A 23,731-nucleotide genomic window follows, 5' to 3' on the forward strand; every position below is an offset into this window, starting at 1 on the left:
CAAACATGCCATACTTTGGGCTAGCGCTTATACTCCTGCGCCAGTTCTTCCTGCTCCTCCTGCTGCCGCCCAAACACCTTGGCCACCCATTTCGGCAGGAAGATGGAGCCCAGGATGAGGTATGGGTAGTAAGTGATGAGGCGGTACAGCACCACCACCACGCTGCTGAACGTGCCCAGGAAAAGGCCGAAGAAGCTCGGGAAAGCCATCTCCACAATGCCGGCCCCGCCCGGCGTAATGGCAATCAGCATCACGATCCAGAAGATAAGGTTGCGGGAGATGATGAGCAGGTGCTCGCTGAAGGTTACGTCCACGAAAGCGGCGATAAGGCAGTTGAGCAGGAAATAGCGGGCGCTCCAGACAAACACCGTGGAAAGTATGGCCCGAGCCCAGTAGTTAAAGTCCTTGCCCTTGAGCTGCTCCGATGCCCACACAATTTCGTTGCCGTGCTGAAAGGCGTTCACGCGCCACTTCCGCAGGAAACCGATGGAGGTGATCTTGAGCAACAGCCACTTGAACGCCCGCGGCCGCACGAACAGCGCATAGATCATGATGAACGTATACACCGCGATCAGGCCGTAGCTGATGTAGAAGGCCGACTGCAGCTTGGCCACGTCGGCGGGCTCCAGGTTAAAGGTGGGGAACACCTGCCCCTGCGAGAGCAGTAGCGCAATGGGCGCGGCCACGATGAAGAACATGTTGTCCAGCACCGCCGTGAGCATGACATAGGCCAGGGACTTGCCCAGCGGAATGCCCTCTTTGTTGAGGATGATGGTGGCCACGGTGGTACCGCCCACCACGGAGGGTGTAACGGCCGAGGCAAACTCCCAAAGCATGATCACGTCCACGCTGTTGCGCCAGGTCAGGAACTTATCGGTAAGCGAGCGGATGCGGTACATATAGCCCGCATCGCGGATCACCAGCACGACCAAGGCCGCCGCCAGCCACCAGATGTTGGCATCGGCAATGCCTTTCAGCTCGCTAACTTTATCGTCTTTAATAAAGAGCCAGGCCGTGGCGGCCAAGCCCAGCAGCACGGGGATCAGCACCTTTACCGGGCTAAAGCTCTTAAGTATGGTTTTTTTATTCTGATCCATGTAACGTGATCGTGGGAGGTTTGCCGCTTACCACTGTTTAGCCGGGCAAACGCGTAAAGCTAAGAACTATTGGCCGGTACGCAAAAGCTACTCGGCCACCAGCAGCTGCGTTACCTGGGTCGCCTGCCCTTCTGCTTCTGTAATAATAAAATCGTTGAAGCCCTCGCCCACCTCTACGCCAATCTGGTTTAGCTGCAGCATGTCCAGGATGGCCAGAAAGTTGAAGATCATGCCGATCTTGTCCGGAAACTCCTCTATCAGCTTCGAAAAGGCCACGCGGTTGCGCGCAAGCACCATCCGCAAAATCACGTCGCGCTGCTCCTCGATGGTATACGGATATTGGATAACGGTGTGTTTAGGCCTGTTCTGCTCCTCCTCAAAGCGCACCATCACCTTCTCGAACACGCGCATGATCTTATAGAGGCTCAGGTCCTGCAGCTCATACTCGAAGTGGTTGGCGTTGGCGATCTGCTGCAGTTCGTGGTGGATGTTGCCGCGGCTCTCCTGCGCCATACGCTGGTCCTCCATCTCCGACAGGCTCGGCACGGCACTTTTATACTTCTTGTACTCCAGCAGGTGCTGCACCAGTTCCTCGCGCGGGTCAATCTCGTTGCCCTCCTCGTCCTTCTCTACGCGGGGTAGCAGCATTTTAGCCTTAATGCGCATCAGGGTGGCGGCGGTAAGTATAAAATCGCTGGCCACCTCAATGTTCAGCTGCTCCAGCTGCTGCAGGTAGCCCACAAACTCCGTCGTTATCCGGAAGATCGGAATGTCGTGTATGTCAAGCTCATCGCGCTCAATAAAGAACAGCAGCAGGTCGAACGGACCCTCAAACAATGGTAATCTTATCTCGAAACTCACCTTATCAACTTATTATGGGCGCGTTTGGCTGCGCAGGTGGCAAAAATAAACATTTTCAGCGGATTGGGAACCTCCGCTTCTCTGCTTCAACCTAAACGGGCGGGGCATGGTTCACAACTATTTTGGCAGGAGAAGGTATATAGCGAAACGGATATGCCGCACGTGCCAGCCTCCGGAAGATACCGCTCTCATTTAGAAGCACTTTAACCGCTTGCCTTTATTAAGTAGCGGCTCGTGTTTTTATATTTGCTAACTTTACGCTTTTGATAAAAAGGCACAATTTTCGTTTTTAAACTTTAGCCCTAATTTTTTGTTAGGGGTCTATAAGGATAACAGTATGATAATCAAACCCGGAGAGCTGCTTGCCTCCATCAACTCGCCTGCCGACCTACGGAACCTGAAGCCGGAGCAGCTGCTGCAAGTGAGCCAGGAGCTAAGGCAATACATCATCGATGTCGTGTCGATCCATGGTGGTCATTTTGGGGCCAGCCTGGGTGTGGTGGAGCTGACCACAGCGCTGCACTACGTGTTTAACACACCTCACGACCAGTTGGTATGGGATGTGGGGCACCAGGCGTACGGGCACAAGATCCTGACCGGTCGCCGCGACGTGTTTTATACCAACCGCAAGTATGGCGGCATCTCCGGTTTCCCGAAGCGTAAAGAAAGCGAGTACGATACTTTTGGCGTGGGCCACTCCAGCACTTCCATTTCGGCGGCGCTGGGTATGGCGGTTGCCTCCAAGTATAAAGGCGAGAACCAGCGCCAGCACATTGCCGTGATCGGCGACGGTGCCATGACCGGCGGCATGGCCTTTGAGGCCCTGAACCACGGCGGCGTGGCCAACGCCAACCTGCTGGTGGTGCTCAACGACAACTGCATGAGCATCGACCCGAACGTGGGCGCTCTCAAAGAATATTTAACAGACATCACCACCTCCCGCACCTACAACAAGATGCGCGACGAGGTTTGGAAGATACTGGGCAAGATCAGCAAGTTCGGTCCGGATGCCCGCACGATTGTATCTAAGATAGAGAGCGGCGTGAAAGCGGCCATCCTGAAGCAGAGTAACCTGTTTGAGGGGCTGAACTTCCGCTACTTCGGCCCGATAGACGGCCACGACATCAACCACCTGGTGTCGGTGATGGAAGACCTGAAGCATATTCCGGGCCCGAAGATCCTGCACGTGCTCACCACCAAAGGCAAAGGCTTTGCCCTGGCCGAGAAAGAGCAGACCAAATGGCACGCCCCCGGCACGTTCGATAAGATTACCGGCGAAATCTACAAGAAACAGTACGACCAGCCGCAGCCGCCGAAGTACCAGGACGTGTTCGGCCATACCATGGTGGAGCTGGCCGAGCAGAACCCCAAGATCATGGGCGTAACGCCTGCCATGCCGTCGGGTTGCTCCCTTAATATTATGATGAAGGCCATGCCGAACCGCGCTTTTGACGTGGGCATAGCCGAGCAGCACGCCGTTACTTTCTCCGCTGGCCTGGCCACGCAGGGCCTGGTACCGTTCTGCAACATCTACAGCACCTTTATGCAGCGCGGCTACGATCAGGTGGTGCACGATGTGTGCCTGCAGAACCTGAACGTGGTGTTCTGCCTCGACAGGGCCGGTTTTGCCGGTGCCGACGGCCCGACGCACCACGGCGCTTACGACATTGCCTACATGCGCTGCATCCCGAACATGGTGGTAGCCGCCCCAATGAACGAGCAGGAACTGCGCAACATGATGTATACCGCCTCGCAGGATGACATGGGCCCGTTCACGATCCGCTACCCGCGCGGCGAGGGCGTTATGCCGCAGTGGCGTACGCCGCTGGAGCTGCAGCAGGTGGGCAAGGGCCGCACGATTCAGGAAGGTGAAGAGGTAGCCATACTTACCTTCGGCCACGTGGGCAACTATGCGGTGGAGGTTTGCCAGAAGCTGGCTTTAGACGGCATCACCCCGGGCCACTTCGACATGCGCTACGCCAAACCGCTGGATGCCGAGCTGCTGCACCACATCTTTACCAAGTATGATAAAGTAGTGACCGTGGAAGACGGCTGCCTGCAGGGCGGCTTCGGAAGCGCGGTGCTGGAGTTTATGGTAGACAACGGCTATACTTGCCAGGTGAAGCGCCTCGGCATTCCGGACAAGATATTCGAGCACGGCACCCAGCTAGAGCTGCAGCACGAGGCCGGATTTGCCCCGATAGACATTGAAAACACCGTACGCGAGCTGGCCGGTGTGCCGGTGAAAGTACAAGTATAGATTTTAGGCGCTAGATATTAGACGTTAGAAAAAGTCCCCGCAGGTTTTATACTTGCGGGGACTTTTTGTCTTGTGCAGATTGTCTAACCACCCCTACCCCTCCTTATCCAAGGAAGGGAGCTCCTTCTTACTTATTCCTCTACTTTACGTTAAATTGCTTTAACACTCTATTATTTATAAGAAGTGGCAATACAAAATCGCAGATACTTAAAAGAAAATCGCAGGGAGCTAAGGAGTAATTTAACACCTGCCGAGGCAGAGCTGTGGAAGTATTTGAAAAGCGGGAGCCTTAAGGGCAGAAAATTCAGGCGACAACATAGCGTCAAAAATTATATTCTTGACTTCTACTGTCTATCAGAGCAATTAGCTGTTGAGCTAGATGGGCAGGTGCATAACAGCATTGTGGCAGAATATGCTGATCAGGAACGAGACCAGCATCTGAAAAAATTAAATATTAGAGTGATCCGATTTGAGAATAGAGATGTGTTTGAGAATTTGCAAGCCGTGCTACAAGAAGTCACCCGCAACTTTAGGTAGCAGTAGGCTCCCATCCTTGGATAAGGAGGGGCAGGGGTGGTTGGACCCGGTACTGCAGCCATTCTGTATTTACTATCTTTGCTACTACCAACAAAAATCCTGATTCAGACAAAATGGCAAACACCTACACCGACCACGGCTCCGGCGATACACTGGTTTTCCTGCACGGCTTCTGCGAGAGCAAACAGGTATGGGCGGAGTTCACCAGGCCGCTGCAGCACAAGTTCCGTATCATCGCCCTGGATTTGCCCGGCTTCGGCGAGAACACCCACAGCATCAGCAGCTACAGCATGGAAAGCATGGCCGACTATGTGAAGCATACCCTGGAGGAACTGAACGTGCGCCGCTGCATCCTGGTGGGCCACTCGATGGGCGGCTACGTAAGTATGGCCTTCGCCAAAAAGTATGGCAACATGCTGCAGGGCCTCTGCCTCTTCCACTCCTCCGCTCTCCCCGACACCGACGAGAAAAAGGAGAACCGCGAAAAAAGTATAGATTATGTAGAGCGCCACGGGGTGATCAATTTCATCAACCCGTTTGTGGAGCCGCTCTTTTACAAAGAAAACCGCGATTGGCTAAAGCAGGAGATAGAGATGATGAAGGAGATTGGCCGCGCCACCCCGCAGGATAGCGTGACTGGCGCCCTGGCCGCCATGCGCGACCGCCCCGACCGCACTGATGTGCTGCGCAAGGCCACCTTCCCGGTGCTGTTTATTTTTGGCAAAGAGGATGGGGCCGTGCCGCTGGAGAAGGCGCTGGAGCAGTGCCACCTGCCCGGCAACAGCATGGTCTACTTTCTGGAGAAAACCGGCCACATGGGCATGTTTGAGCGCACTTACGAAACCCGCAAAGCCATCGAGAAGTTTGCCGAGACCATTTTTGGCTAAGCTATAACCTAACAGCTTTTTATAAGACTACTGCTCTTTAACCCGGTTGAAGTGCAAAAAAAAGCGGCAACCTGCTTGGGGCAGGCTGCCGCTGTATCGAAACCACTTATTTATACTTTTATAGAGGCTTTTGGTTACTCTTTCAGCTCCATTTCCATGGTGCTGCCGTCAGATGCTTTCAGGTCCAGTTCATCATCGTCCAGCTTCATCACATCAAAATTCTCTGTCATGTCAGCTCCTTCAAACTGCAGCGTCAAGCGCTTAGCCGTTTGGTCGAAAGACCAGGTGCCGGTCTGCAAAGACCCGCCGCTACTCAACGCGAAGCGGCCATCTGCATAAAACTGCATCGTCTGGGCTTCCTCGGCGTCCGTCATTTTCTCTTTGTCCCCGGTGGCATTCTTTTCTTTATCGGCTACCCAGGTTTTGCTGCTCGTTCCCGAGATCATACTTTCTGAGCCTACTTCCTCTTTGTTTCCGCCACAGCTTGTTATGGTTATTGCCAGCAACAGCCCCAACAGGCCGTACCAGCTGTTCTTTAATTTATTCATAGTTTTATCTTGTTGATGTTCTGTCTGATGCTTACGGCCTGTAATGCTTTGTCGTTGCGTGGGCAGGCACAACCAACTCCTGCAGGCGGCGTATCTTACTGTAGGCTACCTATTTTTGAGACACAGGGGCCATTGTATAAGATTTGATTTAAACAGATACTGATATGGGACTTTCAGATTTCTTTAAGAAGGGCAAAAAAGAGCCCGCTAATACATCAGGCAATATTTCGTCTAAGAACGTGCAGACGCCTCCGGGCACGCAGCCGGTGAGCAAGGGCGCCGGGCCTTTCGGGGCTGCCGCCACAGATAAAACAGTTGAGGCCAACGCCAATCAGGATATTTACACAGTGCAGAGCGGCGACTCGCTCTCTAAAATTGCGCAAAAGCACTACGGCAACGCCAACGACTGGAAAAAGATCTACAATGCCAACAAGCAAACCATCGGCGATAACCCAGACCTGATCCGTCCGGGCCAGCGCTTGACGATACCAAGAGATTAAAGGCACCTGTTTGTGTTGAAGGTAGAGCAGCCAGCCCCCTTTCTGGGGTTGGCTGTTTGTTTTCTTATACTTTGATAAGGTTTATACTTCCGTAGCTGCTGATCCTCACCTCCCTGGCGCAAGCGTCCGCTTGTACCGCTATTAGCTACTGCTTCCTGTAGCTTGAACCAAGCTATCCTTTCTAGCTACCAATCATCCTCAGTCTTACAAGCCTACAGTTTCATTTCATACTTTGGTGCCCTCAAGCACGGGAGGGCTCGTCCTCGGGCATCGCGCGGCGTGCCTGAAGCTGCCTTCGCGCTGCTCCGGCTGCCGCATGCGCGGCACCTCAACATGCACAAGGCGCTCTTGTCGAGGGCCCCTACCCCCACCCAAGGACTGGGATCAAGTTCGATAGCTATGGTTTCGGCTATGGAACAAGTATGGCTATGGAACAAGTATATTTCCCCTCCTTAGCCAAGGAGGGGCAGGGGTGGTTGGACCCGGTCCTGCAAGTTTCCCCTTGTTTTTAAGGGTTAGGATTGAGCGGGGTAAATCCCCCTCCTCGGAGGGGTTGGGGTGGGTTTACACCTGCTGATAACTCCCTCCCCTGGTTTTAGGTTGGGGCAAAACAAAAAGCCCACCAGGCATAACACCTGGCGGGCTTCTCAATCAATAAGTATACTTTGGGAGCTTAGAAGCGCTCGTCGGCAGCGAAGAAGAAGTCGCCTTCGATCTGCGCGTTCTCGTCAGAGTCAGAGCCGTGCACGGCGTTGGCCTCGATAGACTTGGCGTAAACCTTACGGATAGTGCCTTCCTCCGCCTGCGCAGGGTTAGTAGCGCCGATCAGCTTGCGGAAGTCTTCCACTGCGTTGTCTTTCTCCAGGATCATCGCCACAATTGGGCCAGAAGACATATACTTTACCAGGTCGCCGTAGAACGGACGCTCTTTGTGCACCTCGTAAAACTTGCCTGCGCGCTCCTCAGACAGTCTTGTCTTTTTCATCGCCACAATGCGGAAGCCGCCTTCCTCGATCATTTTGGTAATGCCGCCAATATGGTTTTCTGCCACCGCATCAGGCTTAATCATGGTGAATGTCTTGTTTCCGGCCATGTTCTCTTTTTACTTTATCGTTAATAATGTCTACTTTAGCCTGCAAAAGTAGCGCATTTCAGCCAATATTAGTATACTTTTCCGCTAACTTTAATGAAAGCGCCGCGTCGTGCAGTGGGATCTGCGGCCCCTCCGACAGCGCATAGTGTTGCTTTAAACATATTTTATTCAGAAATTTGCGCCTTATATCCTTATTAATCAGAGGATTTATACTTACCTTATGCATGATATCAACGCTCTGAAAGAGCTTCTGAAAGAGCCTAAAGAGGTGATGATCACCACACACCATAAACCAGACGCGGACGCGCTGGGCTCTTCGCTTGGCCTGGCCGGCTATCTCAAAAAGAAAGGGCACCGCGTTACCGTCATCACGCCGTCTGACTATCCCAGCTTCCTGAACTGGATGGAGGGCAACGATGACGTGATCGTGTACTCGGAGAAAAACGACGGCCTGGTGCAGCGCATCGTCAATGAGTCGCAGGTGATCTTCTGCCTAGATTTTAACAACCTCTCGCGCATAAACGAGATGGGCGAGTACATCCGGCAGGCCCCCGGCACCAAGGTACTGGTAGACCACCACCTGCAGCCCGAAGACTTTGCCGACCTGGACTTTGCCAACACCAGCGCTGCCGCCACCGCCGAGATCGTGTACGACCTGATCAAGGCCATGGGCGACGCTGACCTGATCGACACGGGCATTGGCGAGTGCCTTTACGCCGGCATTATGACCGACACGGGCTCGTTCCGCCACCCGAGCACCTCCAAGAACGTGCACCTCATTATTGCCGACCTCCTGCACATCGGCGTGAAAACATCCGACATCCACCGCCTGATATACGACAGCTCCTCGGAACTGCGCCTGCGCTTTTTGGGTTATGCCCTGAAGGACAAGCTGGTGGTGCTGCGCGAGTATAATACGGCCTATATCTCCATAACGGCTGACGAACTGAAGGCATACGACTCTAAGACAGGCGACACGGAGGGGCTTGTGAACTATGCGCTCTCTATTGACGGCATTGTGTTTGCGGCCCTGATCATCGACCGCACCAATGCCGTGAAGATGTCGTTCCGCTCGGTAGGCGATTTCTCCGCTAATGAGTTTGCCCGCGAGCACTTTAACGGGGGCGGCCACAAAAACGCAGCCGGCGGTATGTCTCTGGACACGCTGGAGAACACCGTGGCTAAGTTCGAGAGCCTGCTGCCGCAGTACAAAGACAAGCTGCAGCACGCCACAATCAGATAAAAAACCTTATATCAAACTATACCTAGATGCTATCTAAAACTAAATTTTTGTTGCCGGTGTTGGCCGGTGCCATTGCGTTGCAGGGATGCAACAAGAAAAGTGATGAGTTTTATAAGACGGCTGATGGCCTGACCTATAAAATCTACGAGAAAAACGACAAGGGCGAGTACGAAAACAAAGGAGAGGTAGCTCCTGAGGACTCTACCGGTGCCAAGATTGGTGAATTTGTGTCCTTCCACTGGCAGATGGTAAACTCCGATGACTCTGTGTTTGTGGATACGCGTGCGCAGGGCCCGGGCCTTCCTAGAATTGTTCCGGTAATGGCCCCAACCATGAAAGGCGGCCTGGAGAATGCCTTTATGATGCTTTCTGCCGGCGACAGCGGCGTGTTTAAGCTGAACGCCGACACGCTTTTCAACAAAACGTTTGGCCAGCCACTTCCTCCATTCGTGAAGCCAGGCTCTGAGCTTACGTTCCGTATTAAGGCGGAGCGCGTAATGAACCAGGCCGAAGCCGAGACTTACCAGCAGGAGCTGATGCAGAAGTACATGGAAGAGTCGAAAGTGCGCGCCAAGAAGCAGACTAAAGTAGACGACGAGAAGATACAGGAGTACATTAAGGAGCAAAACCTGGAGAATGTACAGAAGACCGAATCCGGCGTATACTATGTGGTAACCGAGCAGGGCAAGGGCCAAAAGCCAGCTCCCGGCGACGAAGTGGCTGTGCATTACAAAGGCACCCACCTGAATGGCAAAGAATTCGACTCATCTTACAACAACCCGATGTCTGGTGGCGAGCCGATCCGTTTCCCGCTAGGACAGGGACGCGTAATTCAGGGTTGGGACGATGCCATTGCAGAGCTGAACGAAGGCAGCAAGGCTATCCTGCTAATCCCTTCTCCGCTGGCTTATGGCGAGCAGGAGCGCGGACCGGAAATGCCGGCCAACTCCATCCTGCGTTTCGACGTGGAACTGGTTGACGTGAAGAAAGCCGAAAAATAATTAAGCAAGAATGATGGCTAGCTATCAGAGAGACAACAGAGGGCGCCTGCTACAGGCGCTCCTCCTTCTTGTGGTGATGCTGGGCTTTGCCGCCTGCAAAGACGACAGCGTAGACCAGAAGGTAAAGGACGACAAAAAGATACAGGAGTACTTCGTGTCGCACAACATCGACACGGCCACCGTGGTTAAAACTAACAGCGGCCTGTATTACCAGAAGCTGGAAGAAGGCACTGGCAGCAGAATCTTCCCTGGCGACGTGGTGCTGGTGGATTATAAAGGCATGTTGCTGAACGATACCGAGTTTGACTCCAGCTACGAAAGAGGCGAGCCTTACCAGGTAACGGTAGGCATAAGCAGTGTGATAGCTGGGTGGCACGAGGGTTTGCAGCTGATGCGGGTAGGCGAGAAAGCGCGCCTGTTCATCCCGTCTCACCTTGGCTACGGTAGAAACCCACAAGGCGTAGCTATTCCTGCCAATTCACCGCTCGTTTTTGAAGTGCACGTAGTGGAGATGCAGGATTAACCAATATCCTACACCTATAAAAAAGCGCTGCTGGTATACATACCAGCGGCGCTTTTTTTATACTTTATACTCTACGTTCTTACTCCGCCAGCACCTCCGAAAGTATGGAAAGTGACTTCATATCGCCCAGCCTGTCTACGTGCAGTTGGTAATAGCGCACAAGGATATCGAGTAGCTCGCGGCGCACCCGCCCGTTAGGAATAGTGGCATAGTCAGGCTCCTGCAGCAGCTCATCAAAGTACTTCTCGTGCACCTGCATGTTCAGGACGGTGGGTGCCGACGTGGCTGCCTGCGCGTTTGGCGAGAAGGCCACCTGCTCCACTACCTCGGCCCCCGAGCCGGGGCCAAAGCCCAGGTAAAAGCTCAGCTGCAGCAGAAACACCAGATGGAAATTCTCAAAGCCGCTTTCCATCTCATCAAACGTGGTGATGGCCGTGTACAGGAAATGGAACAGCGGCGGGTTCTCCTCCTCCTCCTTCACCGTGCGCGACACCACCTCCGATAAAAACAGCACGATGCTGCTCTTCCGGATATCAAACGGGATGGACACAAAGGAGTAATCGGTTTTAAACTCAGAGATGCGCGACAGGCCGCCCCGGTGGGAGGTATACACCACCATCTCCAGCAGCGTGAACGGCTGGAAAAGCGCCACCCGCGAGCCATTGCCCTTCTTGCGCACGCCGTTCACCACGTACGACTGCACGCCCAGCGCCTCAGTATAGATTTTGGTGATGATGGACGTCTCCCTATACTTGATGTTGTTGAGAACGACCCCTCTTGTCTTGACTAACATTTACTCCAGTACGGCTATTTTGCTGATACAGGTTTGCTCTCCATTGCTGCTCATCACCAGGTATACCCCGGCTTTCACGCGGTTTCCGTTGTAGTCGCGCACATTCCAGGCAAATGTGCCGCCGGAGGCCCGGCCCCTGTACACCAGCGTGCCCGCCACATCTGTGATACGGACATCGGCATTGTTTGGTAAACCGGAAATGCCCACCTGGCCCGTATAGTCCGGCCGCACCGGGTTTGGGAACACCATGGCACACTCGGGCTTGCCCTCGGTAACGGTGGCGCTGGAGCGGAAAGAAGCCACACCGGCCTCGGTAGCCACAAACACCTCCCCCGACTGGTGCTCCACGCCTACTGCGTATACTTTATCGGATGGCAAAGGGCTGTTCTGGGTGGTGAAGTGGTGGATCTGCTCATCTCCGTCGGGCCCGAAAAGCCAGAGGCCGTTGTCGGTTCCGATCCATTTTCGGTTTGCGCCGTCCACGGCTATACTTCTAACGATCTGCCCGCTCAGCAGCGGCCTTCCGTCTATGATAGGGATGCGGGCATCGTAGCGCTGCGGCTCAAACACGAGTGCCTGGTTATAGAAAACGGCCACGCCGCTGCCCGTACCTACCCAAATGTCGCCGTTCAGGTCGCGGGTTATACTATAAACGGCGTTGCTTGGCAGGCCGCCGTTGCCCTCGCCAGCAGCAAGTATACGTGTGCGCTCCTGCTGTTCATCGTACACCACTAACCCGCCGCGGCCACTGCCGACGGCATAGGAAAGCCATTTGTGCCCGTAGTCATCCAGCTCCAGGTGCATTAGGCTGCTGCCCTCCGCCACCCCCGGCAAAGTATACGACTCCCACTCCCCGCTTGGGCTTAGCCGGTGCAGGCCGGGCGCGCCGCTTAGCTGGTTCGGGTTCACCACCCACACGTTTCCTTCGTAATCCACGGCCACATCGGCTACTCTTATACTTTTCTCCTTCTCAGAGTAGGATAATGTGCTTCGTAACGGGCTGTTATAGCCATTGTACAGTTTAGCGCTATCCGGCCCCTCCCACTCCAGCAGGCCACCGCCAAAGCTGGCAAGGTATAGTTTACCGGTGATGGGGTTATACATGGCATCTACCAGATCCGGGGCGGAGGCAAGCGCCGTGTGCGGGTAAAGCTGGCTGTTATAGTTTTGCCACGTGCCGTTGCTGTACGTATAAAATCCCTCTTGATTTCCGAAGGGTTCGTAGCCGCCGCTGTAGCCGCCGCTTAACACATATACGTTGCCGTTGAATGCATAGACCTGAAAGCTTTTGCTGGAGAAGGGGCCTTGGGGAGCATAGGCTGCGGCCTCTGCAGTGTTTAGGCTCAGCCTTACCAACCCTTTTGCCTCATCTGCTATCCAGACATCGCCGGTGACTGTGGCCACTGCCTCCCGCGGCTCCGTAAGTAAGGCTTGATCCAAAGTATACGTATGGCCGCCGGCATCCTGCACCAGCACCCCTTCTGCCGTAGTTATACTTATGTAAGCATCCGTGGCATTTATACTTTGTACCGCTGTGCCGGCAGCCAGGGCGGTTTCTTCCCACGTATCGCCGCTTAAAGTATAGACGCCGCTGCCGATGCCCGCATAAAGCCTCCCGTTAAAAGCCGCCAGTGCGGTAACCGCCGCCTGGGCAGGCAAGCCGGCATGTAAAGTGCTCCAGTTCCGGTAGTCCTGCAGGTTTGTGCCCGCGGTTGGGGCTGTAAGAATGCCCTGGCTGGTGGCAAGGAAGATGTTGCCTTCCAGCACGGCCACATCAGCAATGGAAATATTCTGGCCGTTAGCACCCAGGCCGCTGTAGGTTTCCTTCACCTCATGCTTCTGCAGGTCCAGCACCACCACGCCAAAGCTGGTGGCCAGGTAGGCCAGTTGCTTGTAAGTATAAATGCGGTTGATCTTCTTCTCGCCCGAGATGCTTTTCCGGAAGATGTCGGTGATGGCGTAAAGGCGGTTGCCCTGCACTAGGTCTACTTTGGTGTTTTGGTAGGCGATGATGAGGGTGTTGGCATCTCCAGAAAAGGCAATATCGCTAAGCTGCTGTTCGCTCAGTCCGTCCGCCTTGGAAATGATTTCAGTGGTATTGAACTCGGTGTCGAAGTAGAAAAGCCCGCGCTCAGCGGCCAGGTATACTTTGTCGCCGGCCACGGCGACGGCCTTGCCCCGGTGGTAAGGCACATGCACCTGCCAGCCCCCGATGGGCAGTTGGCTCTGCGCCTGCGCCACATGGCACCAACATAGCCACACCAGCAGCACGAGGGGCAGTTGTTTGAGGCGATGGGCAAGTATGGCTTTCACGGCTTAAAGTATAAATTCAGCTTTTCTTCTGCTTCATACCCTCTGTAAAGCAGTGGCGGCAGCGGGCCTCGTAAGAATCGGTCTCGCCCAACAGCACCTGCTTCTCGTCGGCGGCGTTGCGGAAGGAGTAATTGGCAATGTCGCCGCACTGCACGCATACCGCATGCACTTTGGTCACGTACTCGGCCACGGCCATCAGCGCCGGCATCGGCCCGAAGGGTTTGCCAAGATAGTCCATGTCCAGGCCGGCGGCAATCACGCGCACGCCGCTGTTGGCCAGTTTCACGCATACTTCGGCCAGGCCTTCGTCAAAGAACTGGGCCTCGTCTATGCCCACCACATCGCAGCTGCCGCCCAAAAGCAGCATGTCCTGGGCAAAGTCTATGGGCGTAGAGCGGATGGCATTGGCGTTATGCGACACCACATCCTCCTCGTGGTAGCGTTTGTCTACGGTAGGCTTAAATATCTCGATCTTCTGCCGGGCAATTTTAGCGCGGTTCAGCCGCCGGATCAGCTCCTCGGTCTTGCCCGAGAACATCGACCCGCAGATCACCTCAATCCATCCTTTTCTGTTAGCGCTGTTTTTGTTGCCTACGCGTGGTTCAATAAACATATTGATGCTGATTGCTGGTTGTTGATTGTTGTTGTCAGATGTAAGAGCAGCGTCCTTCTTAAGAACAATCAGCAATTAACAATCAACAATAAAACGTATTAAATTTCTAACTTTTAACCTTCTAACTACTATAGCTCATGTGCGGCAGCTTGGTCTGCTCAGGCACCTTTCCGGTAATTTCGCCGCCGGTTAATGTACATTGGCAGGTCAGCCGTTCGTTATCCTTCAGGCGGCCTCTGTCGCGGTAGCGGATTTCGGCAGCCGTGAGCGGCCCGGTGTGCTCCATCCCCTGCAAAATAATGATGCGGCAGGTGGTGCAGCGGCCCTTGCCTCCGCAGGCGTGCATCCAGTCGGTGCCCCCGGCCTGCAGCGCCTTCAGCAGCGTCTGCCCCTCGGCTACCTCAACTACAAGATTAGCCAGGTTTTGCACCTTCAACTTTGGCATATTTTTATAACTTTACAGGAGAAAGCGACAGCAATGGAAGACAAATATAATCAATTACGCCTGGAACGGTACAGCAAAGAGCTGGCAAATCTGCTTTGCGACCGTCACTTTGCCTCTCACGACACCCTGAACGGCCCGCAACTCATCAGTTTTACGCCTATTAAGCAGGTAAACCTGTTCGGGATAAAGGAGCTGCTGCTGAAGTGGCACCACGAGATGGCCAACCTGCGCAGCCCATACTTCGACTATGAGCACGAGGAGGTAAAGGAGGCGCTGGTGAACTTCATGAACGTACTCTCGCGCAAGATCCTGATGAAGCGTAACGCCTTTGAGCCGCTGCTGCAGAAGGCCATTTACGACACGTTTCTGGTGGTGCTGGACCCGGTGGCCACCTTTGAGGAGAAGTTCCTGCGCATACAGGAGGAGATCACGTTGCCCAAGCTGCAGGAGAACCTGAAGTATATCGACATTGACAAGCAGCTTTTTGCAGGTTTTGTAGATACGCTCTCGCCTAGCAGCCGCGACCGCGAGTACATCCTGAGCCGCTTTAAACTATACATAAACGCCAACCAGGAGCTGCGCACGCCGCTGCACCAGTTGGTGGAGCAGTTCAATACCCTGCTGCCAATTTCAGAGGAAGAGATTAGAGCGCAGGCAAAGACTTCACCATCGTTTCTGGACAGGCCCGAGCGCATGGCAGCCAAGCCCGCTCCCGTAGCGCCGGTACAGGAGAAGGATGTGGTGGCCCCGATACACACAGCACAGCGTGAGGCCGCACCTGCCGCACGCCCCGCTATGTATAAAGAGGAGGATGAGGAACTGGAGGCAGCAGCGGCCAATGCGCGTCCAACCCTGAACGATAACTTCCGCAAGGCAGCCTCCTCGTCGGTGGCCGACGCGCACAGCAACCGTAAGATCGACTCGCTGAAGAACTCCATCTCTATTAACCAGCGCTTCAGCTTTATAAACGAGCTGTTTAACGGCGATAACCTGACTTATTACCAGACGGTACAGACGCTGGATGACTTCAAAGATGCCGAGTCGGCGATGCAGTATGTAACCGGCACCCTGGCTAGCAAGTATGACTGGAGCAAAAAACAGGATCACGTGAACAAGCTGCTGCGCCTGATAGAGCGCAAGTTTTCCTAAGGTATTAACTCCCAAAGTATAACGAGAGCCGCTGCCAAAACAGCGGCTCTCGCCGTTTTTAAGATTCCATCTACGCCGCACCTGGGTTGTTATACTCACCAAAATAAAAGCTCCGTAAAAAATTAGGCAACATGCCTAAAAGTGCGGCCGTAGGCATTGCAAATAAAAAGGCGAAATACTAATTATGCAGTTCGCTTTGCGCCGCGCCTTGGTTTTTTGCCCCGGCCAGGCCGCTGAGGCAGTCGGCAAAAAGTGGCCACAGCCTGACACAAACAGCGTTTGAACCCGTAACAACTAAAAAGCAACCTGATTATCAGCCATGAGAGACGATTTTGACTACGACGACGACTTCGCCTACAACGATTACGACGACGAGGAGGAGGATGATGACTTCGGAATGACGTTTGAGGAGGATTTATACCTGATGATACGGGAAAAGCTCCGCGACACCATTCAGGAGTACAAAACACAGTTCCCTGCCCTGAAGAAGCTGGAAAGCGCTGTGAGCTCGTTTAAGGTAAATGCGAAGAACACCGACGACTCTAAGTTTTACCCACTGGCAGCCAAGCTCCTGAGCGAGCACATCAAACCCCTGGCCCAGGACTCGGAGGAGATACAGGAAATATACGACAACATGCAAACCGATATTGCCCGCTTTAAGAACCAGCGCGCGCACGGTTACGAGGGCGAACTGTACCTGACAGACTAATTGTTTTACATTTAATTGCACCCATCAGCCTGAGCCGCCCCGCGGCTCAGGCTGATGTTTTTTTGGCCAAACGGTGCAATACACAATATCTCATAATTAATATACTTGACTAATTATCAATTATTTAGACAATAACTTTGGTGTTTATGCGTATAATAATCCAATGCGAATAACTCTTAAGAGGAATTTTAATATATTTGCACCATAATATAATGCAACCCTTTGCTGGTTTTCGGAATCTTAGGATAAAAGGAAACCAGAATTTTTTGAAAGCAGTGATAGCAACTTTTTTTCTCTACCCACTAGGTAACAAACTTAATACTCCGGCACAGATGGCTAAACCAAAGCTACTTTCTGGGGAGCAATACCTTATCCAGACAGTGGATAAGCGGTTAGCACTCACCACCCACCGGCTCATTCAGCTACGCCGCCCGCTATCGGCGCGCGGCAACAAGGCTGTTATGCTGGAAGACATCGCCACCTGGCAGGTGAAGGCTACCGGCTCTCAACTGTACATTGCCCTTGGCCTGCTGATGGCAGCGCTTGTATACTTCAACGACTCCTTTTTGCTGCTGAGCGGCTTCTTTACCGCCCTCTTCTTTATGACGCGCCACCCCCGGGTGCACGTGATTACGACCAGCGGCACTTCCATGGTACTGCCGTTAGATGTGGAGCAGCGCCACATCAACAGCCTGATCGACATGGTGAGGCAGGCACAGCAGAAGCGGCTGAAAAAGCTGGGACTGGAAAAGCCGGTGTACAAGGCCTCCGCTCGTCTTGCCACTGCCACCGACACCATGGCTGCCGCCTAGATCACCCCTTACACCGCATTTTATCCGAAGCGCCTGACAGCAGGCGCTATTGTTTTGCGCGCCGCTAAGCAATAACTTGACGCTACTGCCGTATTATGCCTATAGTGAGAACTACAATACCTAAGTAGCTATAAAACAAATAATTAACCGGAATACTCCTTTCCCTCAGGGAAACTATAGGGAAACACTGCCCGGTTTTTATGCATTCCCGGCACCTTAAGTGCCCTTTCCGCAACCCTGCCGCCGGGCATGTATAACTTCGGTCACACCCTTAGTTATATGACGCACCAGCAGCAGGCAGAGGCCTTCCTGCAAGCGGCCACCCGGCACCGCGAGCAGCTCACCGCCTACGCCAGATCCCTTACCAAATGCGACGAAGCGGCGCACGACCTGTTCCAGGACGCGCTGCTAAAGTGCCACGATCGCATCCTTTCCTGCGGCTTCTTCGGCACGGCCTTCGTGCCCTACCTGGTGAGCGCGATCAAGTACAACTTCTACTACGCCCAGCGCGAGGCGGTGGCCACCGTGTCGCTGTCAGACCTCCAGCTGGCGACCATCCCCGAAGAGGAAGGCACGGCCGAGGAGAAGCAGCGCCGCGACGCCCTCTTCACCGGCATCATGACCTTTGTCTCCAGCCACTACAGCCAGGAGGACGCCGCGGTGTGGGAGCTCTACGTCAATGGCCTGGCCTACGCCGAGATCGTCTTCGCCACCGGCTACACCTACTGGAAGGCCGTGGAGACAGTGCGCCGCATCAAAAAAAGCATCAAGGCCAACTTCAGCCTCTAAGATACCCGCCCCGTCTATTAACCTTAATCTATCTTCCAAAGGAGGTGCTTGAGGCCCGGGTGGTTCCATGGCGGGGCGGCCCATAAAAAAGAAGCCCGTTCCAAAAGAACGGGCTTCTCTGCGTTCACAAACTTAAAACTTATCACTCACCTAATCATTACCTCATCACTAGCTGCCGCCGCGGGGCAGGCGGAAGAAGCGCTGTATAATATAGTAAATAATCCCCAGCACCACCAGCGCCAGCACGATGTAAATAAGGAGCGGCGGGATGCCCTTCTTTTGGTCGGACCTGGAATTGTCGCCGATCACCCCCGCCTGCTTGGCCGTGTTGAAGGAGTCAGCGTTGCCCGAGTCCTTTACCTTGGGCTTTTCTTTTGACTTGTCTTTTACAGAGGTATTGCCGCTATTCTTCACGGTGGTGTTACCCACGTTTTTGTTCTTTACCCATCGCGGCACCGGTTGCGCCAGCGGCGGCAGCCAGATGATCTCCGTGGGGGTGGAGCGCACCGGCTGCCAGCCGTTGGGCGAGACAACAGGCGTGGGCGTTGTGTCCGGTACCGACTGCACGAACGGCTTTGCCTGGGCCACGGTGCTGCGGCTGAAAAGGCCCTGGATGGAGTTGCACCCCACCAGCGCCATCAGGATCAGGACAAACAGCAGCGCTCTCACAGGCACACCTCCTTTGCCCAGGCGATGGCGTCAAACGAGGGGCAGGCCTTGGCCACGCCCGCAAAGTCGCGGTGCCCCTGCACCACGGCCTGCGGGTGCTGCCGCTTCCACTCCCGCACCACGCGCTCCATAGCGGCCTTCTGCTGCGGCGTGCGGTTATCCTTGGCGTTGCCTTTGGCATCGATACCGCCGATGTAGCTTACGTGCAGCGAGTGGCTGTTATGGCCCTTCACGCCGTTACACACGGCAGCGTCGGGGGCCAGCGTGCGCACCGTGCCGTTGGGCTCGATGATCTTGTGGTAGCCGGGGCTCTTCCACTTCAGGTTATTCTTCCAGTAGTTCTGGATGCTCTCCACCTTGGCGCTCTGGAGCGTGGCCGTGCAGTGGATGACGATGTAACTTATGCTTCTCATGTTCCGAGGGTGAAAAATTTAACAATCGACAGGATCACCTGCGTGATGGTCTGGAACTGGTCGGCGTCGATCACCTCCAGGATCAGCAGGGTATAGTTGAGGGCGATGCTGAGCAGGGCCACCGTGCCCCACTTGCGCCACTTGTTGGCCATAAGCCACTTGTATAGCTTCTTCATCATTGCGTCAGGTATACCGCGTAACAGCCCGCCAGCAGCACCAGGCCGGCCAGGAGCAGCAGGGTGCGCTCCTTGTAGTCAAAGCTGTAGCGGCTCGTATCGGTATCGGACTGGTAGCGCCAGGAGTCCTGCCAGCGGCGGCCTCCCCGGGCAATCTTATCGCGCATCAGGTAGTAGGCGCCGTTATGGAACCACGAGAAGGCCAGCACGCCGGCCACTGCCTCGAACACACGCGGCAGGAAGGCGTAGTCTGCCCATAAAAGGGCCAGGGCGAACAGGCCACGCTCTATCCCGAACAGCCAATGCTCGTTCATCGTCAGGGCATGGGCGCCCCTGCGGCTGTAGCACACGGCGTTCGTCAGGCCGTGCGCCAGAGCGTAGAGTATGAACAGCAGCAGGATCATGGCTTGTACCTCCTGTAGCTTATGGCCCAGTTCAGGGCCAGCACCGCAAAAAAGAAAAGGGCCATGATGTCGTAGCGGCCATCGGCATAAAAGTCCTGGCTGTGCCACCACAGGCAGGCGACGATGAGCCAGAGGGCGAAGATGTTTAGCGCCAGCTCCTTTCCTTGGAGCATGTGGCGCAGGAATCCTTTTTCATATTAGGCTAAAAGTTTGGTTGCTATTTGTTGCGGTTGAGCCATTCGTCGAAGGCTTCCACACCGCGCTGCAGCACGGTGTACTTGTTCAAAAGCTCGTCGTACTTGGCCTGCAGCTTCTCCAGCTGCTTCTGCAGGTAGTCTACCGTCTGGGCGTAGAGGGCCAGCTTGCGCTCCAGCTCCGTGAGTTGGTCGTCTAGCTTGTCGAGCTGGTTCACCAGCCGCACCAGGAAAAAGCTCACTACCGAGAGCAGCACCATGATGAGCGTGCCGCCCACCGAGATGATAATCATGTCCATACTCACAGCACGATCCCCCCTATAGGCCGGCCTTCCAGCGCGGCGGCTTTGTAGTTGGGGTAATCGGCCTTGCGGGCCTCCAGCCATTCGGTAAAGTCACGGCTGCGGCTTTGGGCCTCCACCTCCACCGCGTCGCGGTACCGGCGGTACTGGGCATCGCTCAGATCCAGCTCTCCCGCCGGCTTCAGGCCCCTGTTGGTGGCCTTCACGACCATGTGGGGCAGCGAGCGGAGGAACACGTACTGCGCCATCACCGGCGCCAGCTGCGCGTGCAGTTGGGCAAGGTTCTCGGGCATCGGTACCGGCACCTCCTGCTGCTTTGCCAGGAAGGCGGCCAGCAGCTCCTCGTATAGCGCCGCGCCCAATAGCGGCTTGATGACATCCTCCTGCACCCTTGCCAGGCGCGGGGCGAAGTACGGGCTATCCACATTTTTCTGCACATCGGTGTGGATAGCCACCTCTGCTGCCGTGATGAAGTATTTCTGTTCCATTAGCTTGCTGCTGTGTCTCTGATATTGAAGTCTTCAAAGTCGGTCACGAACTTATTGCGCTCGAAGGACCATATTTTAAGCACCATGATCACCTGATCGCGGCGGAAGGAGCGCCATAGTCCGTTTACCACGGCCCCGTCTGCATTCTTGTATTTGCCATCTGCGCCCCTGATCTTCCCAAACTTTCCCGTGTCGAAATAGCGGACTGTCTTAATGGACTTATTCCGGGTCTTGGGCCTTTTGCGGGATGGGATCAGGTCCAGGTTGCGGGTGCCGAAGCGTATGCTGGTGGCTTTACCTGCCCGGCCGTTTTCCCTGTTCTCTGCATTGTCAGCGTAGAAATACATGAACTGACACCAGGTCTTGCGGCTCCAGAAAAGAAAGTCATCCACAGCCGACAGCTCGAAGTCCTTCTTCTCGCGCATGGAGAGCTTTCGGTAGCCTTTTAGCTTCTCCTGGGTAAGTTTCCTAAGCTCCCTGTTCTGCATTGGCTCCTGTGGCGGTTTCCGGCCCTAACAGTGCATTGGCCTCCTTCGGAGACAGCTTGTAGAGCACCGTCAGCAGACCGTACACACTTGCCCGCGACAGCTCACCGCCCTGCATCTTCTCCAGCAGCTCCACCAGCTTGTCACGGGTCTCCGAATCGAAGGTATTCTCCTCCAGCGGCTTCATGTCTACCATGGCGCGCAGCTCGTCCACGTCGGCGATATCCTGCAGCAGGCCCTCGGAGAAGGTGAACTTCACCGGCAGGTTGGTCACGATGTCCAGCGCCGGGGTGTCGGCGTCGCCCTTCAGCTCCACGCCCTGCACGTACTGCAGTAGCTCCTCAAAGCCCTCGATGATGTCCACCTGCTCGGGCCTTACCACCGTGTTGTAGTAAAGCTCGTAGGCGGTGCGGATGGTGCCGCTGTCGCCGCCAAGCGAGGCGCCGCCCGGAAGGCCCACGATCGTAGGCGAGGGCACGCGGTTGGCGGCCAGGATCTTCTCCACAGCCAGCGAGGAGTAGGTATTGTAGATGTCGGCGTTGACAGGAGGGGAATATGGCACGATAGAGGCGGCGTCCACGCCAGCCTCCCCGAAGATCACCAGCAGGCTCTCCCCTTTAGGCCCCGTGGTTTTCTTTTTGATCGCATCCACGAATTCCTTCCTTGCCTCCGCTATGCTTTGCCCTTCTCGTGGCGGGGGGTCGTTGGGCACGTACAGCAGGTTTCGCGGGGCGAAGTTGCCCTGCACATTGCCCAGGTGGTATTCTCCCAGATCGTTCTCCAGCTGCATGTAGGCCAGCGCCGCGTCGCACTCCGGCTCGGGGAAGTAGTCGTTCGAGTCGGAAGGAGTCATGCTCACGTAGAGCTGGCGCTTCTGATTTTTTGCCGTGTCGGGGTTGAAAGCGGCAATCCACTCAGGCTTAAACTTGGCGTCCTGGCTCTTGCTCCAGTCACGGCAGAGGTAATACCCCTCGATCACGCCCTCGTCGTTCATAGGCTCCGGCGCCACCGTGGAGATACGCTGATGGTGGATCTCGGCGACGCTGTCGCCGGCATCGTTCCAAAGCACCTGCACGGCCCATCCGTTCAAAAAGGCCTTGTCGGCGGCGATGCCCGCCAGCTGGCGGTTGGCATGCCTGCCCTCGCCGGCCATGTTGCACATAAACTCATGCAGCGGGGCGTTTTTCTCGTCATAGCTGAAGCCCTCGCCTCTCAGAAGCGCCGTCTTCGTCGCCGTGACAGAGCGCTGGGTAGGGCTGTTTTTCTTCAGCTTGATCAGGCTCGCCCAGTAGCTGTGCTTCTTGCCGTACTCCACCCAGCCCTTCTGCTTGTTGACCTTCACCTCCGGAGGCTCAGGCACACTCAGGGCTACCGATATGTATTCTGCGTGCATCGTTTGCTTAGTTCAAAAAGGTTAGGAATCCGGGAATGAGGCTGGCGGCCACCCGGCGTGCCGGCTCCCGCTCCAGGCCGGTAATGGCCAGGCTCATGCCCGTGTCGGAGGCGGACTTGACCGCCACCCGCAGGCCGCGCTCCTGCCCGTAGAGCCACCAGTTGCCGCTCATGTCCTGCACCAGGGCGTGTACCCTGTGGCCCGAGAGGCTACGCAGCAGCTCGCGCTTCTCCACGGAGAGCCCACCCGCTGCCAGGCTGATGGACTGAATGTAGAGGTCGCCCTGCAGGTTGGTGGTCTGCGTCTCGGCGAACGTGCTGCCCTCCTGCGCCTCCACAAAGGCGCTCAGACCCTCCTGGAAGGAAAGGCCCAGTGTGGCGATGGTGCCCAGCTCCGCCGTGGCGTAGAAGGCCTCCACGCCCGGCTGAAAAAAAGTGAGCAGGCAGGATCGAAACCCCGCCTGCCCATACTTTGTCTGGATAGCCCTTAGCATCTTATGGCGTTACAAGTGCTGCCAGGGTAGCGTAGGCGGCCTCTGACACCTCGCGCGGCCTGCCGTTCTCCGAGCCGCCCACGATGATCTCGTAGCCGTTCAGATCTCCGGCGGCAGAACCCGATCCGTTGTTGTTTTGGCTTGCGATCAGGCCGTTCTCCTCACCCAGCAGGAAGTACTTGCCGCGGCGGTCCTTCACGATGTAGGTGTAGAGCTGCAGGTCCACGTCCTCCAGGGCCTTCGTCTTCTCAGCGTCGGTGCCGGCCAGCGTGAAGCCCAGCGCCTGGGCGATGTAGCGCCCGGCGCCCACCGTCAGGTTGGCAGTGTAGTTGGCCTTGTCGATCTCCGACTCCAGGATTACGGGTACTACCGTGGCGTCCAGCGTGATGGTGGAGATCAGCTTCTCGTTGGTGGCGTCCGGCGTGTAGGAGGCCGAGCGCGTGGCGCCGTTGGCCAGGAACGTCGGGAAGGCCAGGATGGCAACGAGCCCGCCCTGGGCGTAGCCGTTCCCGCGTTTGATGTTGGTCAGCTTACCCATGGC

General features: G+C 55.4%; 30 protein-coding genes. 11 read left to right on the forward strand and 19 right to left on the reverse strand.

Annotation, left to right across the window (positions count from 1 at the left end; translation table 11 throughout):
* Positions 1–20 precede the first annotated feature (20 nt).
* A complete protein-coding gene (locus FJM65_RS07755) occupies positions 21–1,097 on the reverse strand; it encodes a lysylphosphatidylglycerol synthase transmembrane domain-containing protein (RefSeq protein ID WP_140620929.1) in 1,077 nt (358 codons plus the stop codon).
* Positions 1,098–1,184: 87 nt separating this feature from the next.
* A complete protein-coding gene (locus tag FJM65_RS07760) occupies positions 1,185–1,958 on the reverse strand; it encodes a segregation and condensation protein A (protein ID WP_239022875.1) in 774 nt (257 codons plus the stop codon).
* Positions 1,959–2,295: 337 nt separating this feature from the next.
* Between FJM65_RS07760 and dxs the strand changes: the two genes are divergently transcribed.
* From dxs to FJM65_RS07775, 3 genes are all read left to right on the forward strand, one after another.
* Positions 2,296–4,218 carry a 1-deoxy-D-xylulose-5-phosphate synthase gene (gene dxs, locus FJM65_RS07765; protein ID WP_140620930.1) on the forward strand — a complete coding sequence of 641 codons (1,923 nt, stop codon included), beginning with the start codon at positions 2,296–2,298 and terminating at the stop codon, positions 4,216–4,218.
* 183 nt (positions 4,219–4,401) lie between these two features.
* Positions 4,402–4,755 carry an endonuclease domain-containing protein gene (locus FJM65_RS07770; RefSeq protein ID WP_140620931.1) on the forward strand — a complete coding sequence of 118 codons (354 nt, stop codon included), beginning with the start codon at positions 4,402–4,404 and terminating at the stop codon, positions 4,753–4,755.
* A 113-nt stretch (positions 4,756–4,868) separates the two neighbouring features.
* Positions 4,869–5,642 carry an alpha/beta fold hydrolase gene (locus FJM65_RS07775; RefSeq protein ID WP_140620932.1) on the forward strand — a complete coding sequence of 258 codons (774 nt, stop codon included), beginning with the start codon at positions 4,869–4,871 and terminating at the stop codon, positions 5,640–5,642.
* 134 nt (positions 5,643–5,776) lie between these two features.
* On the opposite strand, the gene FJM65_RS07780 is transcribed toward FJM65_RS07775, so the two are convergent.
* Positions 5,777–6,190: a hypothetical protein gene (locus FJM65_RS07780; RefSeq protein WP_140620933.1), complete on the reverse strand. Its 414-nt coding sequence runs from the start codon at positions 6,188–6,190 to the stop codon at positions 5,777–5,779.
* A 164-nt stretch (positions 6,191–6,354) separates the two neighbouring features.
* Here FJM65_RS07780 and FJM65_RS07785 point away from each other — a divergent pair, with 164 nt between their 5' ends.
* The gene (locus FJM65_RS07785; protein WP_140620934.1) at positions 6,355–6,690 is read left to right on the forward strand and encodes a LysM peptidoglycan-binding domain-containing protein; all 336 of its coding nucleotides are present in this window, start codon (positions 6,355–6,357) and stop codon (positions 6,688–6,690) included.
* 673 nt (positions 6,691–7,363) lie between these two features.
* Here FJM65_RS07785 and FJM65_RS07790 read toward each other — a convergent pair.
* Positions 7,364–7,783 (reverse strand): nucleoside-diphosphate kinase, encoded by a 420-nt coding sequence (locus tag FJM65_RS07790; protein ID WP_140620935.1) that lies wholly within the window; start codon positions 7,781–7,783, stop codon positions 7,364–7,366.
* Positions 7,784–8,003: 220 nt separating this feature from the next.
* Between FJM65_RS07790 and FJM65_RS07795 the strand changes: the two genes are divergently transcribed.
* From FJM65_RS07795 to FJM65_RS07805, 3 genes are read left to right on the forward strand one after another with little or no spacing between them, the layout of a single operon-like run.
* On the forward strand, positions 8,004–9,026 hold the full coding sequence (locus FJM65_RS07795) for a DHH family phosphoesterase (protein ID WP_140620936.1): 1,023 nt from the start codon (positions 8,004–8,006) through the stop codon (positions 9,024–9,026).
* Positions 9,027–9,052: 26 nt separating this feature from the next.
* Positions 9,053–10,027: an FKBP-type peptidyl-prolyl cis-trans isomerase gene (locus FJM65_RS07800; protein WP_219855958.1), complete on the forward strand. Its 975-nt coding sequence runs from the start codon at positions 9,053–9,055 to the stop codon at positions 10,025–10,027.
* Between the two features lie 10 nt (positions 10,028–10,037).
* Positions 10,038–10,550: an FKBP-type peptidyl-prolyl cis-trans isomerase gene (locus tag FJM65_RS07805; RefSeq protein WP_140620937.1), complete on the forward strand. Its 513-nt coding sequence runs from the start codon at positions 10,038–10,040 to the stop codon at positions 10,548–10,550.
* A gap of 79 nt (positions 10,551–10,629) precedes the next feature.
* Here the strand turns inward: FJM65_RS07805 and recO are convergent, their stop codons facing one another.
* The 4 genes from recO to FJM65_RS07825 form a co-directional block, all read right to left on the reverse strand.
* Entirely contained in the window at positions 10,630–11,343 is a 714-nt protein-coding gene (gene recO / locus FJM65_RS07810) for a DNA repair protein RecO (protein ID WP_140620938.1), read from the reverse strand.
* Complete coding sequence (gene porZ / locus FJM65_RS07815; protein ID WP_140620939.1) at positions 11,344–13,656, reverse strand: type IX secretion system anionic LPS delivery protein PorZ; 2,313 nt, start codon at positions 13,654–13,656, stop codon at positions 11,344–11,346.
* A 16-nt stretch (positions 13,657–13,672) separates the two neighbouring features.
* Entirely contained in the window at positions 13,673–14,269 is a 597-nt protein-coding gene (locus FJM65_RS07820; protein ID WP_140620940.1) for a thymidine kinase, read from the reverse strand.
* 121 nt (positions 14,270–14,390) lie between these two features.
* Complete coding sequence (locus FJM65_RS07825) at positions 14,391–14,714, reverse strand: 2Fe-2S iron-sulfur cluster-binding protein (protein WP_140620941.1); 324 nt, start codon at positions 14,712–14,714, stop codon at positions 14,391–14,393.
* A 33-nt stretch (positions 14,715–14,747) separates the two neighbouring features.
* On the opposite strand from FJM65_RS07825, the gene FJM65_RS07830 reads away from it, so the two are divergent.
* The 4 genes from FJM65_RS07830 to FJM65_RS07845 all read left to right on the forward strand — a co-directional run bounded on the left by FJM65_RS07830 (position 14,748) and on the right by FJM65_RS07845 (position 18,173).
* Positions 14,748–15,863: a hypothetical protein gene (locus FJM65_RS07830; protein WP_140620942.1), complete on the forward strand. Its 1,116-nt coding sequence runs from the start codon at positions 14,748–14,750 to the stop codon at positions 15,861–15,863.
* 319 nt (positions 15,864–16,182) lie between these two features.
* Positions 16,183–16,572, forward strand: a complete 390-nt coding sequence (locus FJM65_RS07835) for a hypothetical protein (RefSeq protein WP_140620943.1) — start codon at positions 16,183–16,185, stop codon at positions 16,570–16,572.
* Positions 16,573–16,904: 332 nt separating this feature from the next.
* Positions 16,905–17,384 (forward strand): hypothetical protein, encoded by a 480-nt coding sequence (locus FJM65_RS07840; RefSeq protein WP_181163668.1) that lies wholly within the window; start codon positions 16,905–16,907, stop codon positions 17,382–17,384.
* A 249-nt stretch (positions 17,385–17,633) separates the two neighbouring features.
* A complete protein-coding gene (locus tag FJM65_RS07845) occupies positions 17,634–18,173 on the forward strand; it encodes a sigma-70 family RNA polymerase sigma factor (RefSeq protein WP_140620944.1) in 540 nt (179 codons plus the stop codon).
* A 168-nt stretch (positions 18,174–18,341) separates the two neighbouring features.
* Here the strand turns inward: FJM65_RS07845 and FJM65_RS07850 are convergent, their stop codons facing one another.
* Genes FJM65_RS07850 through FJM65_RS07895 form a run of 11 tightly spaced genes read right to left on the reverse strand, consistent with a single transcriptional unit; the run spans position 18,342 to position 23,728 of the window.
* Positions 18,342–18,842, reverse strand: a complete 501-nt coding sequence (locus FJM65_RS07850) for a hypothetical protein (RefSeq protein ID WP_140620945.1) — start codon at positions 18,840–18,842, stop codon at positions 18,342–18,344.
* Complete coding sequence (locus tag FJM65_RS07855) at positions 18,839–19,255, reverse strand: N-acetylmuramoyl-L-alanine amidase (RefSeq protein ID WP_140620946.1); 417 nt, start codon at positions 19,253–19,255, stop codon at positions 18,839–18,841. The genes FJM65_RS07850 and FJM65_RS07855 overlap by 4 nt, the downstream gene beginning before the upstream one ends.
* Positions 19,252–19,434 carry a hypothetical protein gene (locus FJM65_RS07860; RefSeq protein WP_140620947.1) on the reverse strand — a complete coding sequence of 61 codons (183 nt, stop codon included), beginning with the start codon at positions 19,432–19,434 and terminating at the stop codon, positions 19,252–19,254. Before FJM65_RS07860 ends, FJM65_RS07855 begins: the two co-directional genes overlap by 4 nt.
* Positions 19,431–19,835, reverse strand: coding sequence for a hypothetical protein (locus FJM65_RS07865; RefSeq protein WP_140620948.1), 405 nt, complete (start codon positions 19,833–19,835; stop codon positions 19,431–19,433). The genes FJM65_RS07860 and FJM65_RS07865 overlap by 4 nt, the downstream gene beginning before the upstream one ends.
* Complete coding sequence (locus FJM65_RS21205) at positions 19,832–20,008, reverse strand: hypothetical protein (protein ID WP_181163669.1); 177 nt, start codon at positions 20,006–20,008, stop codon at positions 19,832–19,834. Before FJM65_RS21205 ends, FJM65_RS07865 begins: the two co-directional genes overlap by 4 nt.
* 44 nt (positions 20,009–20,052) lie before the next feature.
* Positions 20,053–20,328: a hypothetical protein gene (locus FJM65_RS07870; protein WP_140620949.1), complete on the reverse strand. Its 276-nt coding sequence runs from the start codon at positions 20,326–20,328 to the stop codon at positions 20,053–20,055.
* A 2-nt stretch (positions 20,329–20,330) separates the two neighbouring features.
* Positions 20,331–20,819 carry a DUF6712 family protein gene (locus FJM65_RS07875; protein ID WP_140620950.1) on the reverse strand — a complete coding sequence of 163 codons (489 nt, stop codon included), beginning with the start codon at positions 20,817–20,819 and terminating at the stop codon, positions 20,331–20,333.
* Positions 20,819–21,307 (reverse strand): hypothetical protein, encoded by a 489-nt coding sequence (locus tag FJM65_RS07880; protein ID WP_140620951.1) that lies wholly within the window; start codon positions 21,305–21,307, stop codon positions 20,819–20,821. The genes FJM65_RS07875 and FJM65_RS07880 overlap by 1 nt, the downstream gene beginning before the upstream one ends.
* Positions 21,288–22,697, reverse strand: a complete 1,410-nt coding sequence (locus FJM65_RS07885) for a hypothetical protein (protein ID WP_140620952.1) — start codon at positions 22,695–22,697, stop codon at positions 21,288–21,290. The genes FJM65_RS07880 and FJM65_RS07885 overlap by 20 nt, the downstream gene beginning before the upstream one ends.
* A gap of 7 nt (positions 22,698–22,704) precedes the next feature.
* Positions 22,705–23,190, reverse strand: coding sequence for a hypothetical protein (locus FJM65_RS07890; protein WP_140620953.1), 486 nt, complete (start codon positions 23,188–23,190; stop codon positions 22,705–22,707).
* 1 nt (position 23,191) lies between these two features.
* On the reverse strand, positions 23,192–23,728 hold the full coding sequence (locus FJM65_RS07895; protein ID WP_140620954.1) for a hypothetical protein: 537 nt from the start codon (positions 23,726–23,728) through the stop codon (positions 23,192–23,194).
* Between the last annotated feature and the right edge of the window lie 3 nt (positions 23,729–23,731).

Origin of the sequence: Pontibacter mangrovi, assembly GCF_006385705.1 — a bacterium.
Classification (GTDB): Bacteria; Bacteroidota; Bacteroidia; order Cytophagales; family Hymenobacteraceae; genus Pontibacter; species Pontibacter mangrovi.

Excerpts from the sequence above, each read along its gene's own strand:
- FJM65_RS07895 (WP_140620954.1), bottom strand. The coding sequence starts at position 23,728 with ATGGGTAAGCTGACCAACATCAAACGCGGGAACGGCTACGCCCAGGGC.
- FJM65_RS07870 (WP_140620949.1), bottom strand. The coding sequence starts at position 20,328 with ATGGACATGATTATCATCTCGGTGGGCGGCACGCTCATCATGGTGCTG.
- FJM65_RS07880 (WP_140620951.1), bottom strand. The coding sequence starts at position 21,307 with ATGCAGAACAGGGAGCTTAGGAAACTTACCCAGGAGAAGCTAAAAGGC.
- FJM65_RS07875 (WP_140620950.1), bottom strand. The coding sequence starts at position 20,819 with ATGGAACAGAAATACTTCATCACGGCAGCAGAGGTGGCTATCCACACC.
- FJM65_RS07790 (WP_140620935.1), bottom strand. The coding sequence starts at position 7,783 with ATGGCCGGAAACAAGACATTCACCATGATTAAGCCTGATGCGGTGGCA.
- dxs (WP_140620930.1), top strand. The coding sequence starts at position 2,296 with ATGATAATCAAACCCGGAGAGCTGCTTGCCTCCATCAACTCGCCTGCC.
- FJM65_RS07820 (WP_140620940.1), bottom strand. The coding sequence starts at position 14,269 with ATGTTTATTGAACCACGCGTAGGCAACAAAAACAGCGCTAACAGAAAA.
- FJM65_RS07800 (WP_219855958.1), top strand. The coding sequence starts at position 9,053 with ATGCTATCTAAAACTAAATTTTTGTTGCCGGTGTTGGCCGGTGCCATT.
- FJM65_RS07830 (WP_140620942.1), top strand. The coding sequence starts at position 14,748 with ATGGAAGACAAATATAATCAATTACGCCTGGAACGGTACAGCAAAGAG.
- FJM65_RS07855 (WP_140620946.1), bottom strand. The coding sequence starts at position 19,255 with ATGAGAAGCATAAGTTACATCGTCATCCACTGCACGGCCACGCTCCAG.
- FJM65_RS07825 (WP_140620941.1), bottom strand. The coding sequence starts at position 14,714 with ATGCCAAAGTTGAAGGTGCAAAACCTGGCTAATCTTGTAGTTGAGGTA.
- recO (WP_140620938.1), bottom strand. The coding sequence starts at position 11,343 with ATGTTAGTCAAGACAAGAGGGGTCGTTCTCAACAACATCAAGTATAGG.
- FJM65_RS07775 (WP_140620932.1), top strand. The coding sequence starts at position 4,869 with ATGGCAAACACCTACACCGACCACGGCTCCGGCGATACACTGGTTTTC.
- FJM65_RS07785 (WP_140620934.1), top strand. The coding sequence starts at position 6,355 with ATGGGACTTTCAGATTTCTTTAAGAAGGGCAAAAAAGAGCCCGCTAAT.
- FJM65_RS07860 (WP_140620947.1), bottom strand. The coding sequence starts at position 19,434 with ATGATGAAGAAGCTATACAAGTGGCTTATGGCCAACAAGTGGCGCAAG.
- FJM65_RS07885 (WP_140620952.1), bottom strand. The coding sequence starts at position 22,697 with ATGCACGCAGAATACATATCGGTAGCCCTGAGTGTGCCTGAGCCTCCG.
- FJM65_RS21205 (WP_181163669.1), bottom strand. The coding sequence starts at position 20,008 with ATGCTCCAAGGAAAGGAGCTGGCGCTAAACATCTTCGCCCTCTGGCTC.
- FJM65_RS07805 (WP_140620937.1), top strand. The coding sequence starts at position 10,038 with ATGATGGCTAGCTATCAGAGAGACAACAGAGGGCGCCTGCTACAGGCG.
- FJM65_RS07835 (WP_140620943.1), top strand. The coding sequence starts at position 16,183 with ATGAGAGACGATTTTGACTACGACGACGACTTCGCCTACAACGATTAC.
- FJM65_RS07840 (WP_181163668.1), top strand. The coding sequence starts at position 16,905 with ATGGCTAAACCAAAGCTACTTTCTGGGGAGCAATACCTTATCCAGACA.
- FJM65_RS07795 (WP_140620936.1), top strand. The coding sequence starts at position 8,004 with ATGCATGATATCAACGCTCTGAAAGAGCTTCTGAAAGAGCCTAAAGAG.
- FJM65_RS07755 (WP_140620929.1), bottom strand. The coding sequence starts at position 1,097 with ATGGATCAGAATAAAAAAACCATACTTAAGAGCTTTAGCCCGGTAAAG.
- FJM65_RS07890 (WP_140620953.1), bottom strand. The coding sequence starts at position 23,190 with ATGCTAAGGGCTATCCAGACAAAGTATGGGCAGGCGGGGTTTCGATCC.
- FJM65_RS07845 (WP_140620944.1), top strand. The coding sequence starts at position 17,634 with ATGTATAACTTCGGTCACACCCTTAGTTATATGACGCACCAGCAGCAG.
- FJM65_RS07780 (WP_140620933.1), bottom strand. The coding sequence starts at position 6,190 with ATGAATAAATTAAAGAACAGCTGGTACGGCCTGTTGGGGCTGTTGCTG.
- FJM65_RS07865 (WP_140620948.1), bottom strand. The coding sequence starts at position 19,835 with ATGATCCTGCTGCTGTTCATACTCTACGCTCTGGCGCACGGCCTGACG.